This is a genomic window from Litchfieldia sinesaloumensis (genome assembly GCF_900156865.1).
Lineage (GTDB): Bacteria > Bacillota > Bacilli > Bacillales > Bacillaceae_L > Ferdinandcohnia > Ferdinandcohnia sinesaloumensis.
Genome location: NZ_LT732529.1, coordinates 4,352,870 through 4,370,343, shown reverse-complemented (window position 1 = coordinate 4,370,343; position 17,474 = coordinate 4,352,870). Strand labels below are relative to the sequence as shown.

The window sequence follows — 17,474 nt, the reverse complement described above, 5'->3', positions numbered from 1 at the left end:
GAAGTCCCATTTAATCTACACTAATTTTAACAATTTTAGTGTTGGTTAGTGGTGTTCTTCTGCTTCCATTGCTATCTTTTTCGTTTTATGGACAGTTCCGAATGGGTGATTTGGTGGCGCATAAATCGAGTATAGCTTTAACGGAACGTTTCCTACATTTGTGAGGTTATGCCAAGTGCCAGCTGGAATCACAATCGCATAATCATCTCTAACTTCTCGTACAAAATCTAATTGATTTTTACTATTTCCCATTTGCACAACTCCATAGCCTTGTTCAAGACGTAAGAATTGGTCAACATCTGAATGCATTTCTAAGCCAATATCTTCACCAGGAAGTAGGCTCATTAATGTAACCTGAAAGTGGTCGCCTGTCCAAATCGCTGTCCGGAACGTACGATTTTGTTTTGTCGCTTCATTAATATCAATTACAAATGGGTTTTTACCTTGATCTTTTAATTCCATTTCTCTAAACATCGGTGATTGATTATAGCCCCAATAGTTCCAGCCATACATCGGCGCATTCAAATAGTTCATATAATACGGATAATGATAATGGTATTGATATGTTGGATAATACATTCTCTAAATCCCTCCACAGATTGATAAAGTATCCTATGCAGAAATAATCGTGAATGTAACCCATTACATCCACAAAAAACATATCTATTAATTTAGGAAATTACTGCTATACTAATTTCATCAACTATTTTGAGGTGAGGTTATGTGGAATCTATCCAAACAGGCCAAGGAGAAATTCGCAAAATGTAATACACTTCCTATTCCTGAAACAGATGAAGAATGGGAAATGACATTAAACGAAGCAAAGGAAGAGGGAGCAGATCTTCTATCTCAGTTACAAGAGGAGCTAGAGGAAGTAAAAGCGGCATTGCTTCAAATTGTACCGACCAGGTTCATTCCATATATTGAAAATGGCACATTAAATCAACCATCATTACCTAAATCAGTTCGTGATGACTACTTACAATGGATGCGAGAAGCAGACAAGGAATTCGAACAGGTTTTAGATGCTGCATATGAGCAAACGGAAAAAGCAATATCTTTCTTATCAACGGAGATTCAAGATATGTTCGCGGAAAGCCTTCATGATTCAATCATTGAGCGCATTAAACGAGACGGCAATTCTCTTCATCTTTACATCAATACCGATAGTGGTTTCTCATCAAAAGCACTCATTCATCTTATGTTTGAAGATGTGATCTCTGAAGAATCTGATGAACCATTAGAAGTTGGCCAATGGATTATTTATAATGAATTGCAGAAAACCGAAGAGGGGTTTGCGTTTCGAGTATTGTTTGAATGTCCTGATGCCCAATGGACAATTGCTATGAGGAACATGGATGCTCAATACTACTATCGTCCGGCCCTCTATACTATATTGAATATCGAAGATAAATTGGCACAAACAACGTTTGAGGAGTATACCCAACAATTAAACCCAGACCTTCGCTATTGGTTGTGCACACCACACTTTATCCGACCTATTAAGTCTTTTTCGGATACTATTACACTAGAAAACGGTAAGGTTGAATTTAATCCAGATAAGATCGTTGTAAGTTTAGGAGATCAGCTGTTTACATATGAAATGGAAGAGAATAATCCTATTAGCTTTATTTATACGGATAAATATGAAGATCCGTATGCTCAATTGAATGAGCCACTACCATTTGAAAAAATTGAAGTTGCAGCTCTAGGCAAAGACCTTGAGTTACAAGTACGTGCTTGGAATACGATGTACGCTAATCCCGAAGAATTAACAGATATTATAAATCATATCTTTTCAAAGCTGGAGATTACGGAAGAAAATGAAATGCTCGTTACCGTTTATGTCAATCACTTCTACCAAAATGGAGTTCTCTCAGAAGTCATCGTTGAGAAATACCGATCATTGATAGGATAGAGTTTTAAGTGGGATTGGCCCTCGTCTGGTTTGGACACGGGTCAACCCCACCTATATCTTATTTATAGTTCATCTAATGATACAATTTCTCCTGTTGTTGCATGGACTGCAAATTGGCAGTCTATTTTACCACAAAGTACATATTGTTTTTGTTCAAAATCATAAACGTAATATGGTGATAACTCAAAGTGTTCTTTGAGTCTTTCGTAAGCCTCTTCTCTACTAATTGTTTTAGCTTCACTAGCTTTGAAATTATCAAACATCTCCAGCATCATCTGGTTGTCCATATAATTTACAACTTGTAGGCTCTCTGGATCCATTATGACATTTATTTTTCGTTGAAAGACACGTTTGTCCTGTTTGCTCGCCCTCAAGATTGCATGAATATAGCCCGATTCACGATGAAGTGATTTTAAGATCCAAATTCCAGATTCGTTTGGATATTCCTTCCGTAAAAAGTCCCGAACCCCGTGTATAATTTGTTCTTGCTCCGCTTCTGTAATTGGAACTGAGTCGGGTGAAGGTTCTCCTGAGAATGCTTGCTCCGCAGTGACCTCATCACGCCACTTAATTTGTTTGCGTTCTACTGATGCAGTAAGAGGTTGATTCCAATATAATGGTTGATCAATTTTTAGATATCCCCTTACATCCACAATGACTTCAAATGGTATTGTGGACAATTTGTCATTCCTAACATAAACCTCTTCAATTGCATAAGCACTCACAAGCCGCTTTTCATCAAAGTTTGGAAATTCAAGCAACTTCAATTGATGTTTTGCGATGTCCTCAATTCGATTAAAAGTCAATGAGTATGGTTCCTTCTTAACCATATCATGAGCAGGATAATGACCATGAACCGTAAACAAGGTGAGTCTACCTTCAGGATCATACTTCACCTCTATCAGGCCAGAAGGTGAAAGGGCAACACCTTCGATACATTCTCGAAAATGCAACTCTCCTTCCTCTTCCTTATGAAGCTCAAATTGTTGTCCGTAAGTCAAACCTGTTTCCTTTTCAATCCATTTCATACTATCATTCTTATCTTTGAAAGTGACTCCATCCTTTGCGAATGTCTGACCCATTACAAAAATAACACTTTCAAATCTATTACTATGTATATCTAGTGTAATGACGGCCGTGCCATCTGGATTTTCATCCTCAATCACTTGGTCCTTAGCCTCATTAGGAAACCACTCCATTGTCATTGTATAAACAGTCTCATTAAAAATCGTTACAGTACGATCAAAGCTATGTCTTTCTAGGTAATAGTCCCATAAGCCAAACTTTTCTCTTGTAAAATCGATGATTTCCTGTGTTCTTTTATCCACACTAGACACTCCTTTATTAGGACAAAGAACCTGACCCCTTCCAAGTTCTTTGTCTTATGTGTTGTTTGTGTTGTAATTACGATATAACCATGTAAACAGTAATGATAGAGATTACAAATGCTAAGATGACTCCAATAACTACTGCAATTGCGTTATACTTCCATGTATAGCCCTTCAGTTCTGATTCAGAGGTTGAGTTGTCAACTTTCCTGAAATGGATGAGCATACTGATATTAATGACAAGCAAAATCAAGCTAGTCAGGATTATCATGAAAATCGGCTCAAAATAAAAAACATTGTCCTCGTATCCAAGGCTCATATATCCTTGAATGAACATTAATCCACTTAGTACAATGCTCCATCCGGTGTTTGCTCTCCTTGATTTAAGCCATTCAATACCCATTTTTTGTTTTTCATAGATTGATACTTTTTCGAGAAACGGAATAATAGATTTTGTGGAATCCCTCTTCAAGAAGCCGTAAATTGTCTGAATGAGGATAATGACTCCTATTGTAAAGAAAAAATGATAAAATGTAATCGTAAATAAACTACTCAATGTGAAAAAGAGTACTAGTATAATTAACAACATCACGTTAGTTAAAAGTAACTGATTAATCCGTAACTTTCGAATTTCTTTTGGCTCCATCTGTATTCCTCTTTTCCTTTAAATTCCCCTTTATTACATTCCAAAATTAAGCTCTCCTTAGTACTACGATTTTACACGCCTACCGGTTTCACAATTTTTCCAATTATTTATTGCATAAAAAAACTGCACTATCCGAAGTGCAGTAAATAAAATGTACCTGTCTCATTTATTTCAGTAGATTTCCTATAAACTGCGGTAACGAAAAGCAGCTCTCTACTATTTGTTCATTCACATATTTTGTGTCCTTACTACTTAGCCTATTTGGATTTGCTTTGGTGTATTTCTTTGACCCAATCGTGAAGCTCCATAGCCCACCAGGATATGTGGGAACTACTGCCGTATACAGGTTAACCGCTTGGAATAGTTCTGAAATTCTTGTATACGATTTTTTCATTACTTCAGGATGAAAAATTGGCGATTGACTCTGGCACACCATAATTCCATCCTCTTTAAGAGCACTATGTAAGCTTTGGTAAAACTCTTTTTCGAAGAGGTCCTGTGCGGGTCCAATTGGATCTGATGAATCTATGATAATTACGTCATATTCGTTCTTCTTTCCTGCTGCAAATTTAACGCCATCGTCAAAAATAAACTGAACACGCGAGTCTGAGAGACCACCAGATACTTCAGGTAAATGCTCGATGCAAGCTTTTACGACAAGTTCGTCTATTTCCACCATATCAATCTGATTAATTTCATCGTACTTAGCTACTTCCCTCGCTACACCACAATCTCCACCGCCAATGATCAGCACCTTTTGCGGATTTGGATGAATAGACAAAGGCACATGTGAAATCATTTCATTATAGATATGGCCATCAACTGATGTTGTTTGAACAATACCATCTAACACTAGCATTCTTCCAAAATGATAGGAATCTAAAATCATGACATCCTGATATGGTGATTGTTGGTCAACAATCACATCTTTAATTCGGTAGCTTACTTTGAGATTGTCATATTCATCCTCAGTAAGCCAAAGATCTCCATTTTCCCTTGATAAATATGCCTTATTTCGTTCCATCATCATCCCCCATTCTCATCTGCATCTTCTATCTATTAGGATAAAAAAGAAAGAAGGAGCTGTCCAGTTAAGTGAGGTAACCTGGTTACTCAAACACGTGAAGCCCTACACACTTATAGATTTTACCTCTGCTCCTTTTGCCGGAAGATTCACTGTAATTTCTGTTCCAATGTTTTTAGTTGATGCAACCGCCATCTCACCACCGTGCAATTTAGCAATTTGCATGGCTATACTCATACCAAGACCTGTTCCTTCTACATGTTCTTCCGTGTTTGTTCCTCGATAATAGCGGTCAAATAAATGTTCGATTGTCGATTCATCCATACCAACCCCGTTATCTTTTACAACTATTTGTATCTCTTTCCTTTTATAATCTTCCACTAAGATAACCGAAATTTTTGTTCCAGGTGGGTTGTGTTTCAATGCATTATAGATAAGGTTATCTAACAATCTTTCAAACAATCGTTTGTTTACATATAGGAAATGATGGGACTGTATAGGGACAAAGGAAAGTATATAGTCTTTAAATGTTATGTCTCTTTTATATTTTTCTACCATACCATCCAATAATTGATTAATCTCCACTGTCTCCATTTGAATCTGGTTACCGCCATGCTTCAATTGAAAACTTAGTGAGAAGTCCTCGATAAGATGTAACATATAATCACTTTTCTCACGGATCGTTTTTCCTATTTCTTCTATCTCTTCAATGGTCCAATCATATTGTCCACTTTCTAATAGGTTTCCATACCCCTGCATAGTAGTCAAAGGTGTTCGTAAATCATGAGAGATTCCAGTCATCCATTCAGTTCGAGTTTTTTCTAATTGTTCACGTTCTTTTCTAGAAGCATCAAGTTTACCAGCCATATCGTGAAAGGCCTCAAATACCTCTTGATACAATTTAAATTTCAATCGTATCTTCCCATTCTTCCGATAAATCTTCTTCCTTTCGCGTTCTGTAAGAACTTCACTGTAATTTTCATTCCCCATTCGTCCTAGCCAGTTCGCAAAGACAAAAAGTGGATTCCCATAACGAAACCCGTTCCATATGGATATTACGATTGTAATAAAGAGGATAATCGCTCCAGTAATGATAAATCCTTTTGCAAGATCAATGTAAGCATCTAGTTTCAAAACCTCTTTATTTTCATCTGGTGTATACAACTCCCATACGAACCCATTATCTGTATCTACATAGGTTGTTTTTTTAGTCGAGAAAATATCAGGGGCTGCATCTCTTACAAAAACATCCAATGCTTTTTCCTCTAGATTATTAGCTCTACCAATCGTTTGGCGAACTACTTTATCAGAACCATATACTTTTAATGCTCCATTTTGATTGGTAAGAAGCGCCTCTACCTTAGGTAAATCTTTTTCTACTATTGTGCCCCTCGTCCCAAAATCCTCAACAAGTTGTTTCAGAAATAAAAATTCTTCATCATGATAGCCTAGAATAAATAAGTACGGGGTCTCATAAAAAGTCTCTAAGTAAAAGGCTAGAGAATAATCTTGTAATTGCTTTGTTTCCTTCATATTCTCTAAAGTTTGATACGTATATTTCTTTGGAAGTTCATCCGGAACATTCCCTGATTCAATCACATTACCTTCATGGTCAAGTATTTGCACCCAAATCTTTTCCTTTTCAAACTCACGATCCCAATCCTCGTTCATCTTGAACTTCGTAAATGAAGCTCCTGTATTTACTGAAATCATCTCTAGTTTTGCCTGATAGTAATTAAATGAAGAAACATCCTTTGCATAAATACCAATAACAATAAACAGAGTTAGAAAAATGACAATTACCATTAACGCAGCGACTGATATGAATTGTAATGAAAAATGAAGAAATAAACGCCATCTTAGTTTTTTCATAATCGAGTTCCTTTTACTAGTTTATACCCAAGTCCTCTTACCGTTAATAAATAGCGTGGATTACTTGGATCTTCTTCAATTCTTTCTCTTATTCTTCTAATATGTACGGAAACCGTATTCTCGTCTACGTAATTGTCATAGCCCCAGACTGCTTCAAGAAGTGCGGACTTAGAAAAAACAATATTCGGATGCTTGCATAAGTAAAGCAATAGCATATAAACCTGAGTAGGACATGGGACAGATTCCCCGTTTACAAATAATTCACCTGCGCTCTCATCTAATAAAAATCGATCAAAATCATACTTCTTTGATATCGCTTCGTTGGTTTGTATAACTACTTTAGAATTTCTTCGCAAGAATGCTTTTATTCTTGCAGCGACCTCCAATGGATTAAATGGTTTCGTCACATAATCATCCCCACCTGTTGCAAATCCGGTTAAAACATCCAAATCTGATACTCTAGCTGTTAAAAATAGAATATACGCAGTGGATAGCTCTCGAATTTTAGGGCAAAAGTCAAACCCACTACCATCTGGAAGCATGACATCTAGGATAATAATATCAATCTGGTTCTTATTAAGAATGGCAAGTGCATCCTTACCTGTATGGGCCGTATATATAGCGTGAAACCCTTCCTTCTTTAGCATCATTTCTAACATTTTTACAATAGCTTTCTCATCATCTACTATTAAAATAGTTGTATTTTCATTCATGGTCTCACCTCATTGATATCATACCAAAGCAACTTTACGAACAGTTGAACGATTCAACTAAAATTTTATATATCTGTAAGATAGTGGTCAAAATATGGAAAACTCCTCCCTCTACACTATAGGTAATGAAGAATGAAAGGGAGACGAGTATGAAAAAAAGAGTTCGATTAATTGATGGACTGAGAGGATTCAGTTTAATTGGTATATTAATAGCTAATATGCTTATTTTTCAATTTGGCATGTTTGGAAAAGATCAAATGGAAACTTATAAAGCATTAGCTACTGATCAAGCATCCTATATATGGATAAAAGTATTTATTGAAGGCAGTTTTATGCCAATTTTCATGTTTTTATTTGGATACTCGATGATTAAGCTATCGGATAAACTCCAAAGAAGTGGTAAAAAAGTAAAACGGCACTTAGTACGTCGCTTCATTATATTAATAACATTTGGCCTACTTCATTCCTTTTTCGTGTGGGAAGGAGATATTTTATTCAGCTATGGACTAATTGGCCTGTTCATGATTGTGTTTGTTAAACGAAAGAAAAAGACAATTTTAATATGGACTATTTCACTTTTTGCATTATTTACTTCATTAGGTGTTATCGGGGCTACCGAAGAAGTAGAGGAGCCACCAAATTTACATTCCTATATTCAAAAGGAATACGACGCCTATTCAAATGGAGGTTATTGGGAGGCTTATGATTTTAGAAATAGTGGTGAAGATCCTTATGGTTATCCAGGTTATGTGTACTTGATAATGTTAATTCTAATGCCACTTATGGTTTGTCCAATGTTCTTATTTGGAATGTATACCGCAAAAAGTGGTTGGTTCACTCATCCATCAGAAGAAAAGGGAAGATATCTTACGTTTGTATGGATCTTTCTGCCGATTGGTTTAGTATTGAAAACTTTACCTTATCTGTTTCCAGCATACAGTTGGACAGAATCAATATATACGATAGGTGCTCCTCTTCTTTCTATCGGCTACATCTTTTTATTTGCCTATTTTTATACAAAAGAAGCATTCACCCTTCTCACACTCTTTGAAAACGTAGGCCGTCTTTCAATGACGAATTATTTAACTCAAAGTGTGATTTGTACTATTATTTTTTATGGATATGGTTTCGGATTATTCGGGGAACTAGGAGTACTAAATGGAATATTACTAGGAATTGTAATCTACTTAGCCCAAATCCTATCGAGTCACTACTATCTCAAAATATGGAAAGTTGGCCCATTCGAAAAGATCATGCGAGTCGGCACCTACCTGAAATGGACAGGATTAAGTGTATTACATGAGTCTGAAGGGCAAATACCTCATCCGACAAATCGAACATTGGATAAGGGAGTTAACTCGTAATTATTATTTAACCGATTCGAATGTATACAAGAAACATATTTAAAAGGCATGGTCGAAACCATGCCTTTTATTATAGTTGGCCAAAGTAAGAATTTAAAATTTCTTAAGATAGACCTTTTCCATTCGATGGTCTTGTCCTTTTTTAAATACGGTGTCAGCACGACGTCGGGTTGGCAGAATGTTCTCACGCAAGTTCTTAGCATTGATTTCTTCCCAGATGTTAGTTGCTTTTTGAACGGCTTCTTCTTGGGATAACGTTTTATATCTGTGAAAATAGGACATCGGATCCTGGAAAGCGGTCTTCTGTAATGTTAAGAATCTCTCTATGTACCATTTTTTGATGTCTTTAACATCCCCATCAATATAAATAGAGAAATCAAAAAAGTCACTTACGAATACGGAATGTGTTTTACTCACTTGCAAAACATTGATCCCTTCAACGATTAAAATATCCGGATTTCGGATAACTTCAACTTTATCGGTCAGTACATCATACGTTAAATGCGAATATAATGGTGCCTCGACCTTTGGTTTTCCAGATTTTACTTTCATCATAAACTTGATTAACTTCTGAGTATCATAACTCTCGGGAAAACCTTTTCGACTCATGAGGCCCTTCTTCTCCAACGTTGCATTTGGATATAAGAAGCCGTCAGTTGTAACCAAACCTACTTCTTTATGCTCATCCCAACGTGATAATAAGGTCTGAATCACTCTTGCTGCGGTACTTTTCCCAACCGCTACACTGCCCGCAATCCCAATTATGTACGGAATTTTTTTAGCTTTATAGTCTAAAAATGAATTAGTTGCACCTTGCAATTGCTGAGATGCTTTCACCTTTAAATTAATCAGTCGTGTTAACGGTAGATAAATTTCTTCAACTTCCTGAAGTGAGATTTCCTCATTTATCCCCCGAATACTCTCTAGCTCTTCCTCAGACAACAACAATGGAGTTTTATTGCGCAGTGTCGCCCATTTTTCTCTGTTAAATTCGATGTAGTTCGCAAAAGGATTCATAGCATTACCTCTATTTTAGATTCACGTTCATTTTACCAAATTAATACTAGTTTGAATATCACAAAGTACCTATTATTAGTTGACTGTTAGAGTTAAAAAGAATGGGTAGTATCCGAAACTTGCATCACTCTCTTCATTCTATTATTTACAGCCTGAATGATTTTACCAATCAACAAAGCAATCACCAAAGTACCGATCCCGACAGGCCCCCCTAAAATAAAACCAAGTATAGCACCCGTACATTCAATCCCCATTCTAACTTTGTTAAAGCTCCACTCAAACCGGTTGCTAATTGCCACCATCATCCCATCAATTGGTGTCTTAGGCAAATTCACTTCCATATAAATGCCTATTCCAATTCCAGCGCAAAAGAGCCCCAATAGGAAACTGACAACCTGCAACTCCCATGAAGTAGAAAAATTAATGTTTCCTAGTACGATATAAAACCAAAAATCAACGAAAACACTTCGGATGAAAATCGGAATAACCGATTCAATTCGCAACCTCGTCTTCTCAAGTCCCCAAGTAATCAATGTGAAAATCACCTGGGTTAAAATTGACCAAGTACCAATCGTTAACCCTAAATGCTTATTAAGCCCGACGGCAACCGTGTCCCATGGCCCTGCCCCGATAAGTGATAAAATAACAAGGGCAATACCAAGGGCGGTAAGGGCGAGTCCTCCTAAATAGATACTTATGCGTTTTGTCATGCTGCACCTCAAAATTAAAATTTTTCAAAATAATTATTTTATTATAACGCTATCCTGAAGAATTCGTAGTATTTTTTCTTTATCGCAGTATCGCGCTAAAAACATCTAAAAACTTTGTTTATTCGTTATACAATCATTCCAATAAAGATCTATTAATGATAAAATGACACTGGGCCTTATTCCCTACTTTTCCAATAAATTGAGTTGCCTTAAATACAACGTTTACAAATTCTCACGCTATAATTGAAACAACGACTGATTAAAGAGGCGAACTACCAATGCTTAAAAAAATAAAAAAATGGAACACATTACGTAACCAAATTTTACTCATCTTCTTATTTGTGATGATTATTGTTCTATTGATTGTCGGTTCATTAACCTTAAGACAGGTATCTAATCTATTAAAGATTAATGCTGAAGAACAAATCCATCAGGTAGCAATTGAAGCAAACGGTAGAATTGAGTCTTTATTCGAGCAAATTAATATGTCATCTAAGCTCGTCATTACGGACGAAGGCGTTCAGGAAGTCCTAAGGAAAACCTACGACGGTACAGAAGTTTCGTTTCAGGAACGACAACAATTAGTGGGCCATGTTAACCGGATTATGGGGAACACTGATGGTATTTTTGAGTTTCAACTTTTCTCAAAGGACCAGAAGCGTGTAATACCACTTGATGAAGCCTTGCTGAAAAATCGTATCAATAGAAATTGGATTAAAAAAGCTGACGTGGCTAAGGGTGGATTAGTCTGGATTGGAGAAGACCCACATGATAAAAATTTCTTTCTGGCCATTCGAAGGGTTAGTTTAATTGAACGTAAGTATATAAATGGCGGTTACCTATTAGTCAGTATTAATCGCGAGCATTTTCAATTCGCAACACCAAATAATCGATATTCAATTCTATTAGACGAAAACGATACGCCAATTGTTCAGAATTACAATGGCGACCTTGCAGAGATTATTTCTAATCCGAAAGGCACTGTTCACTTAGATAAAGGCGATTATATTGTGAATAAGGAAACATCGGACCTCACCGGATGGACGGTTTTTATTTTAACTCCGGTCAGTGAACTCACCAAGGGGCTCGCAGGGATACGGACAAGTATCATCTTATCTGGTGTTGCTGGAGCGATAATATTTATGATTTTTTCATTATTCTTGTCAACGGTTATTACTAGGCCAATTGTTCGACTTACTAAGACCATGCAACGCGCCGGGCAAGGGGCCTTAACCCTGAACCCAAGTGTTTCTTCAGTCAATGAGATTAATGAACTTAACAGTACTTACAACCAATTAGTAAAAGAGACAAATCATTTAATCCGAATGGTCTATCAAAAAGAGATTTTACGCAGCCGAAGTGAGCTAAAAGCCCTTCAAGCTCAAATAAATCCACATTTTCTCTTCAATACCTTAGATGCGCTTCACTGGTCACTGGAGGAAAAAAATGAAGAAGAGCTATCTGAAGTGGTCATTGCGATGTCAGATTTATTTCGATACACCATTACAAAAGAAACAGATGATGATTGGGTCTTCTTAAAAGATGAAATTAAGCACATCGGCGACTATATGGAAATTATGAAGATGCGTTTTGGAGATCGACTCCATTGGAGGGTATCCGTTCCAGAAGAATTCAAGCAAGTCCAAATCCCCAAATTAATCATTCAACCACTTGTGGAAAATGCAATCTTACACGGGGCTGGAAATAAGGTCGGCGATAGCTTAGTCACGGTTACAGTTGAACCTGTAAGTACCGATAGGATACGAATAATCGTTCAGGACGATGGCCCAGGCATGGATCAAGAACGCATTCACCAAATTACAGAATCAACGAATAAGGGTGGTGTCGAGTCCACAAGAGGAACTGGCATTGCCATCTCAAATGTAAATAAACGCTTACGATTGTATTACAACGAGAACTTGCATTCCGAACTACTAATTGAAAGTGAACCAAACAAAGGAACACGGATTTCATTTGAAATCCCGAGTGGGGGGAAATAACATGTTTATCAAAAATATTGTGATTGTTGATGATGAACCAAGAACAAGACAAGGTTTGCAAAGAACGTTGGAAAGCTGGAATAATGGTGAATATAATATCCTCACTGCTGAAAGCGGTGAGGAAGTATTACAAATTGCAGAAAAACAAAAGATTCATATCTTGCTGTCAGATATACGGATGCCCGAAATGACAGGCCTTCAGCTCTTAAAAACGATTAAGGATAGAGGCATGTCCCCTGTCGTCATTGTTATATCTGCCTATTCACAATTTGAGTACGCGCAAGAAGCACTTCGTCTTGGCGTAGTAAACTATCTATTAAAGCCCATTAGCAAAACTAAATTGATTGAAGCGGTTGAAGAAGCATTACAAGTCTTAGAGAAAAAGTTTAGAGCTGGAATGATCGAAAAAGTAGTCGACAAAAAAATTGTTGACGCAACCACGAAAATAGAAACTACATCTAATGCAATTCGTGACGCAATCGCCTACATCGACCTCCACCTAAAAGATGAAATCACCCAGAAAGATGTTGCGGCTCACGTTCACCTGAACCCTAGTTATTTTAGCGTACTCTTTAAAGAAGAAATGAATGTTAACTTTAGCGAGTATGTAACGAGACGTAGAGTTCAACGCGCCAAAGAATTACTTCTATCTACCAAGCTAACCATCAATGAGATTGCAGAGGAAGTTGGGTATAAAACAGCTAAGTATTTTATTAAAATCTTTAAAGAATATGAGGATATGACACCAACAACATACCGAAAGACAGGCAATGAAAGGGCTTTCTAAAAATAGTAGTACTTTTCCCAATCATAGTTCCCTTTTTTGATTATTCCTTCGATGATAGACTTAATTTGTAAGTAAAAAGACCTAAACAAAACAAGGGGGTTTTGATTAATGAAAAAGAAAGCGTTTGCTACCATGATGTCAATGGCATTAGCTGGTGGATTAATTTTAGGAGGATGTTCCTCATCAGATGACACATCTAAAGATTCAGGTGGATCTAGCAGCGATAAAACAGTAGTGAAAATGATGCATTTATGGCCTGAGGGTAGCTCTAATGCTCAGTTCACAATTGTGGATGACATTATTAAAGCTTACGAAGAAGAGAATCCTGATGTAGACATTCAAACTGAAATCTTAGGTAACGAGCAATACAAAGAAAAAGTAAAAGTATTATCTGCATCAAATGAACTTCCAGACGTAGGTATTACGTGGGCTGCAGGTTATATGAAGCCTTTCGTTGACGGAAATATGTTTGCACCACTTGATGATATTGTTCAAGAAGACAATTTCGTAGCTGGTACACTTGATGCGTTCTCAGTTGACGAACAGACATATGCTCTACCATTAGAACTTAACATTACTCCAGTTTATTACAATAAAGAAATCTTTGAACAAAACAACCTAGAAGTACCAGAAACATATGATGAATTCTTAAATGTTGTTGAAACACTAGTTGATAACGGTGTCACTCCAATCACTTTAGGAAACAAAGACCGTTGGACAGGTTCTATGTGGTATATGTACCTTGCTGACAGAATCGGTGGTCCTGAAACATTAAATAATGCAATCAACCGTACTGGTACCTTCGAAGACCCAGCACTTGTAAAAGCAGCTGAAGAAATCGAAAAACTTGTTGAAATGGATGCATTCGTTAAAGGATTTAATGGTCTATCTAATGATGAAGCAAAAGGTTATTTCATGAACGAACAAGCAGCTATGTACTTAATGGCAACTTGGGAATTACCAAACTACACAACAACTCCAGATGTGGATCAAGCGTTCAAAGACAAAGTTGGTTACTTCAAGTTCCCTACCTATGAAGGCGGTAAAGGTGATATCGACAGCTATGTAGGTGGACCTGGTGTTGGTTTATTCGTATCTGAACAATCAAAAGTAAAAGATGAAGCAAAAGACTTTGTTTCTTACCTAGTTGATGAGTGGGGCAAGCGTTCAGTTGTAGACGCTGGTGTAATTCCAGCAACAGTTGTAGATACATCGAACGGTGACCTTCACCCAATGTATATTGATATTCTTAACGACTTAGGAAAAGCAACTAACTTAACACTTTATGCAGATGTTCAAATGTCTGCTGGTGTAGCTGATGTTCACTTAAATCAAATTCAAGCATTATTTGGCGGTCAAACAACTCCAGAGGATTTTGCAAAAACACAAGAGGAAGCTCTTGCTGCCGAAAAATAATTGTGGCTTAAGAGAGAGGGCATATTGCTTGTAAATATGTCCTCTTCTTTATAGAAAGGAAGGGGCAAAACTATGAAAAATGTGATGTCGAATAAATTCGTTATCGCCCTTTATACACTCCCTGCTTTACTTCTCATTCTTGTCCTCATCTATATCCCTATCGGATTATCTGGCTACTATGGCCTCATGGATTGGGACGGAATTGGTGAGATGACGTTTATCGGATTAGACAACTACGTTACTTTAGTACAAGATAAATTATTTTGGTCTAGTACCTGGCATTCATTTTTATTAGCAATCTTCTCTACTGCTAGCTTAATTCTTTACTTAGGGATTTCTCTTATTCTTGCTAGCAAAATCAAAGGCTCTGATCTTTTACGTAAGATTTATTTAATTCCAATGCTATTATCTTCAGTTGCAATTGCTCAGCTTTGGATGAAGATTTTCGACCCAACTAACGGTATGGCAAACAAATTGCTTGAGTTCTTTGGTGTTGAAAACACACCGATTTGGTTAGCTGATCCGAAAATTGCGCTGTATGCAATCTTCATTCCAATCATTTGGCAATACGCAGGTTTTTACATCTTAATTTACTATGCAGCATTAAAAAATGTACCTGATGAAGTCATTGAAGCTGCAAAAATCGATGGCGCAACTCCATTTCAAATTGCCTATAAAATTAAATTACCACTAATCTCTGGTGTATTTAAAGTAACGATTATGCTTGCAGTTGTGGGATCATTGAAATACTTTGATTTAATCTACGTTATGACTGGTGGAGGACCAAACGGAGCAAGTGAAGTAATGGCCTCTTACATGTACAAAGAAGCGTTTAAATTAAACAACTTCGGATATGGTAGTGCAATCGGATTTGGACTATTAGTTATCTGTCTAGTCATGACATTTATTACATCTCAATTAACGAAATCTAAAGACGATGTTCAATTATAAGAGGGAGTGAATCAAAATGAGTGAGGTTCGTACACAACAGTCAACACCAAACCTTTCTATGGAAAAACCAAAGAAATCCCTATTGAGCAAAATCGGCTTTGGACTTCTTTATCTCTTCCTAGGTGGATTTGCCATCATTCAAATCTACCCATTGGTTTGGTTACTATTCTTTTCTCTAAAATCAAACAAAGAAGTTTTTGGTATGTCTCCATTCGCTTTACCACAAGACCCACAATGGGGAAACTATACGAAAGCCTGGACTTCTGGAAATATCGGAGTCTACTTCTTTAACAGCGTTTGGATTACAGTATTATCAGTTGTTTTAACAATCATTCTTGCGAGTTTTGTAACGTTTGCAGTAACACGAATGCACTGGAAATTTAGCGGCCTTGTACTTGGATTATTCTTAGTCGCTTATATGATTCCGTTACATTCAACTATTATCCCACTATTCAAAATGTATAATAGTGCAAACTTAATAGATAACCCGATATCAATTGTATTATCCTATACAGCATTTAACTTGCCGTTAACAATTATGATTTTACTCGGTTTTTATAAAACATTCCCACGGGAAATTGAAGAAGCAGCGGTTATGGATGGATGTTCGATTCACCGAATCTTCTTCCAAATTACACTTCCAATGACAGTGCCCGTGCTATCAACAACAGCAATTATCAACATGATCTACAACTGGAACGAATTCGTATTTGTAAATACATTCATCAGTTCAGATAAGTGGAAAACACTAACAGTTGGGATCAATAACTTCGTCGGTCAATATCTAACGGACTGGGGCGCAATTGGTGCAACACTCGTTATCAGTATCGTACCAATCCTACTTGCCTTCTTATTCTTAAGCGATAAAATCGTTGAAGGTATGGCAGCTGGTTCTGTAAAAGGGTAAGCTTTAAGCTGTGTCCTTTGGATGACTAGTAATGGTAGAAGATGATGGTCATCAGCCGAAACTAGTAACTTATGAAAGTTGTAGAACGTCAAAAAAGACAGATAGGAAAGGTTCTAAGGAATCTTCCTATCTGTCTTTTTGTATTGGTTTGTGGTTGGGAGTGTGTGTGGTAAGTTATGCGGTGTTTTGTGGGTTGATTTGTAATGGGCACTAGTGGAAGGGTTTCGGATTGATGCTTGCTGTGTTTTCCCCTTCATAGACTTGATGAAGGGGATTTCTATCCGGCTTTTGCTGTGTTTTCCCCTTCATAGACTTGATGAAGGGGATTTCTATCTCGCTTTTGCTGTGTTTTCCCCTTCATGCCCTTGATGAAGGGGATTTCTATCCGGTTTTTGCTGTGTTTTCCCCTTCATGCCCTTGATGAAGGGGATTTCTTTCCGGCTTTTGCTGTGTTTTCCTCTTCATCGCTTTGATGAAGACCTAACCTCTAGCAATCTAACTGTCTTCGAGTCTTCATCACCTCCATGATGACCTCTTCACTACCAAACAACACAGCCTCGAGTCTTCATCACCTCCATGATGACCTAACCTCTAGCAATCTAACTGTCTTCGAGTCTTCATCACTTCCATGATGACCTCTTCACTACCAAACAACACAGCCTCGAGTCTTCATCACCTCCATGATGACCTCTTTCCGTCCAAGTAACACCGCTTCAGGTCTTCATCACCTCCATGATGACCTCTTCCCATCCAAGCAACACCGCTTCGAGTCTTCATCACCTCCATGATGACCTCTTCCCATCCAAGCAACACCGCTTCGA

General features: G+C 37.2%; 15 protein-coding genes. 7 read left to right on the top strand and 8 right to left on the bottom strand.

The window, feature by feature from the left end; translation table 11 throughout:
• Window positions 1-45 precede the first annotated feature (45 nt).
• A complete protein-coding gene (locus tag CZ490_RS21270) occupies window positions 46-579 on the bottom strand; it encodes a cupin domain-containing protein (protein WP_077620736.1) in 534 nt (177 codons plus the stop codon).
• 142 nt (window positions 580-721) lie between these two features.
• On the opposite strand from CZ490_RS21270, the gene CZ490_RS21265 reads away from it, so the two are divergent.
• A complete protein-coding gene (locus CZ490_RS21265; RefSeq protein WP_077620735.1) occupies window positions 722-1,918 on the top strand; it encodes a DUF4085 family protein in 1,197 nt (398 codons plus the stop codon).
• A gap of 62 nt (window positions 1,919-1,980) precedes the next feature.
• Here the strand turns inward: CZ490_RS21265 and CZ490_RS21260 are convergent, their stop codons facing one another.
• The 5 genes from CZ490_RS21260 to CZ490_RS21240 form a co-directional block, all read right to left on the bottom strand.
• Window positions 1,981-3,246 (bottom strand): hypothetical protein, encoded by a 1,266-nt coding sequence (locus tag CZ490_RS21260; RefSeq protein WP_077620734.1) that lies wholly within the window; start codon window positions 3,244-3,246, stop codon window positions 1,981-1,983.
• 76 nt (window positions 3,247-3,322) lie between these two features.
• Window positions 3,323-3,892: a hypothetical protein gene (locus tag CZ490_RS21255; protein WP_077620733.1), complete on the bottom strand. Its 570-nt coding sequence runs from the start codon at window positions 3,890-3,892 to the stop codon at window positions 3,323-3,325.
• A gap of 166 nt (window positions 3,893-4,058) precedes the next feature.
• Window positions 4,059-4,916 (bottom strand): polyamine aminopropyltransferase, encoded by an 858-nt coding sequence (gene speE / locus CZ490_RS21250; protein ID WP_234987274.1) that lies wholly within the window; start codon window positions 4,914-4,916, stop codon window positions 4,059-4,061.
• 105 nt (window positions 4,917-5,021) lie between these two features.
• Window positions 5,022-6,788 (bottom strand): sensor histidine kinase, encoded by a 1,767-nt coding sequence (locus tag CZ490_RS21245; RefSeq protein WP_077620731.1) that lies wholly within the window; start codon window positions 6,786-6,788, stop codon window positions 5,022-5,024.
• Window positions 6,785-7,501 carry a response regulator transcription factor gene (locus tag CZ490_RS21240; protein ID WP_077620730.1) on the bottom strand — a complete coding sequence of 239 codons (717 nt, stop codon included), beginning with the start codon at window positions 7,499-7,501 and terminating at the stop codon, window positions 6,785-6,787. The genes CZ490_RS21245 and CZ490_RS21240 overlap by 4 nt, the downstream gene beginning before the upstream one ends.
• A 149-nt stretch (window positions 7,502-7,650) precedes the next feature.
• Here CZ490_RS21240 and CZ490_RS21235 point away from each other — a divergent pair, with 149 nt between their 5' ends.
• Window positions 7,651-8,865 carry a DUF418 domain-containing protein gene (locus CZ490_RS21235; RefSeq protein WP_077620729.1) on the top strand — a complete coding sequence of 405 codons (1,215 nt, stop codon included), beginning with the start codon at window positions 7,651-7,653 and terminating at the stop codon, window positions 8,863-8,865.
• 93 nt (window positions 8,866-8,958) lie between these two features.
• Here the strand turns inward: CZ490_RS21235 and coaA are convergent, their stop codons facing one another.
• Together coaA and CZ490_RS21225 are read right to left on the bottom strand one after the other, a co-directional pair.
• The gene (gene coaA, locus CZ490_RS21230; RefSeq protein WP_077620728.1) at window positions 8,959-9,882 is read right to left on the bottom strand and encodes a type I pantothenate kinase; all 924 of its coding nucleotides are present in this window, start codon (window positions 9,880-9,882) and stop codon (window positions 8,959-8,961) included.
• A gap of 92 nt (window positions 9,883-9,974) precedes the next feature.
• On the bottom strand, window positions 9,975-10,592 hold the full coding sequence (locus tag CZ490_RS21225) for a YczE/YyaS/YitT family protein (protein WP_077620727.1): 618 nt from the start codon (window positions 10,590-10,592) through the stop codon (window positions 9,975-9,977).
• A gap of 278 nt (window positions 10,593-10,870) precedes the next feature.
• On the opposite strand from CZ490_RS21225, the gene CZ490_RS21220 reads away from it, so the two are divergent.
• The 5 genes from CZ490_RS21220 (at window position 10,871) to CZ490_RS21200 (ending at window position 16,653) form a co-directional block, all read left to right on the top strand.
• Complete coding sequence (locus tag CZ490_RS21220) at window positions 10,871-12,592, top strand: histidine kinase (protein WP_077620726.1); 1,722 nt, start codon at window positions 10,871-10,873, stop codon at window positions 12,590-12,592.
• Window position 12,593: 1 nt separating this feature from the next.
• Window positions 12,594-13,379 (top strand): response regulator transcription factor, encoded by a 786-nt coding sequence (locus CZ490_RS21215; RefSeq protein WP_077620725.1) that lies wholly within the window; start codon window positions 12,594-12,596, stop codon window positions 13,377-13,379.
• Window positions 13,380-13,487: 108 nt separating this feature from the next.
• Entirely contained in the window at window positions 13,488-14,795 is a 1,308-nt protein-coding gene (locus tag CZ490_RS21210; RefSeq protein ID WP_077620724.1) for an extracellular solute-binding protein, read from the top strand.
• A 72-nt stretch (window positions 14,796-14,867) separates the two neighbouring features.
• Window positions 14,868-15,746 carry a carbohydrate ABC transporter permease gene (locus CZ490_RS21205; protein WP_077620723.1) on the top strand — a complete coding sequence of 293 codons (879 nt, stop codon included), beginning with the start codon at window positions 14,868-14,870 and terminating at the stop codon, window positions 15,744-15,746.
• Window positions 15,747-15,804: 58 nt separating this feature from the next.
• The gene (locus CZ490_RS21200; protein ID WP_077621133.1) at window positions 15,805-16,653 is read left to right on the top strand and encodes a carbohydrate ABC transporter permease; all 849 of its coding nucleotides are present in this window, start codon (window positions 15,805-15,807) and stop codon (window positions 16,651-16,653) included.
• Window positions 16,654-17,474 lie beyond the last annotated feature (821 nt).

Bases quoted from the DNA above. Each gene is read 5' to 3' on its own strand.
- CZ490_RS21225 (WP_077620727.1), bottom strand. From the start codon at position 10,592: ATGACAAAACGCATAAGTATCTATTTAGGAGGACTCGCCCTTACCGCC.
- speE (WP_234987274.1), bottom strand. From the start codon at position 4,916: ATGGAACGAAATAAGGCATATTTATCAAGGGAAAATGGAGATCTTTGG.
- CZ490_RS21245 (WP_077620731.1), bottom strand. From the start codon at position 6,788: ATGAAAAAACTAAGATGGCGTTTATTTCTTCATTTTTCATTACAATTC.
- CZ490_RS21200 (WP_077621133.1), top strand. From the start codon at position 15,805: ATGGAAAAACCAAAGAAATCCCTATTGAGCAAAATCGGCTTTGGACTT.
- coaA (WP_077620728.1), bottom strand. From the start codon at position 9,882: ATGAATCCTTTTGCGAACTACATCGAATTTAACAGAGAAAAATGGGCG.
- CZ490_RS21235 (WP_077620729.1), top strand. From the start codon at position 7,651: ATGAAAAAAAGAGTTCGATTAATTGATGGACTGAGAGGATTCAGTTTA.
- CZ490_RS21240 (WP_077620730.1), bottom strand. From the start codon at position 7,501: ATGAATGAAAATACAACTATTTTAATAGTAGATGATGAGAAAGCTATT.
- CZ490_RS21220 (WP_077620726.1), top strand. From the start codon at position 10,871: ATGCTTAAAAAAATAAAAAAATGGAACACATTACGTAACCAAATTTTA.
- CZ490_RS21270 (WP_077620736.1), bottom strand. From the start codon at position 579: ATGTATTATCCAACATATCAATACCATTATCATTATCCGTATTATATG.
- CZ490_RS21255 (WP_077620733.1), bottom strand. From the start codon at position 3,892: ATGGAGCCAAAAGAAATTCGAAAGTTACGGATTAATCAGTTACTTTTA.
- CZ490_RS21205 (WP_077620723.1), top strand. From the start codon at position 14,868: ATGAAAAATGTGATGTCGAATAAATTCGTTATCGCCCTTTATACACTC.
- CZ490_RS21215 (WP_077620725.1), top strand. From the start codon at position 12,594: ATGTTTATCAAAAATATTGTGATTGTTGATGATGAACCAAGAACAAGA.
- CZ490_RS21265 (WP_077620735.1), top strand. From the start codon at position 722: ATGTGGAATCTATCCAAACAGGCCAAGGAGAAATTCGCAAAATGTAAT.
- CZ490_RS21210 (WP_077620724.1), top strand. From the start codon at position 13,488: ATGAAAAAGAAAGCGTTTGCTACCATGATGTCAATGGCATTAGCTGGT.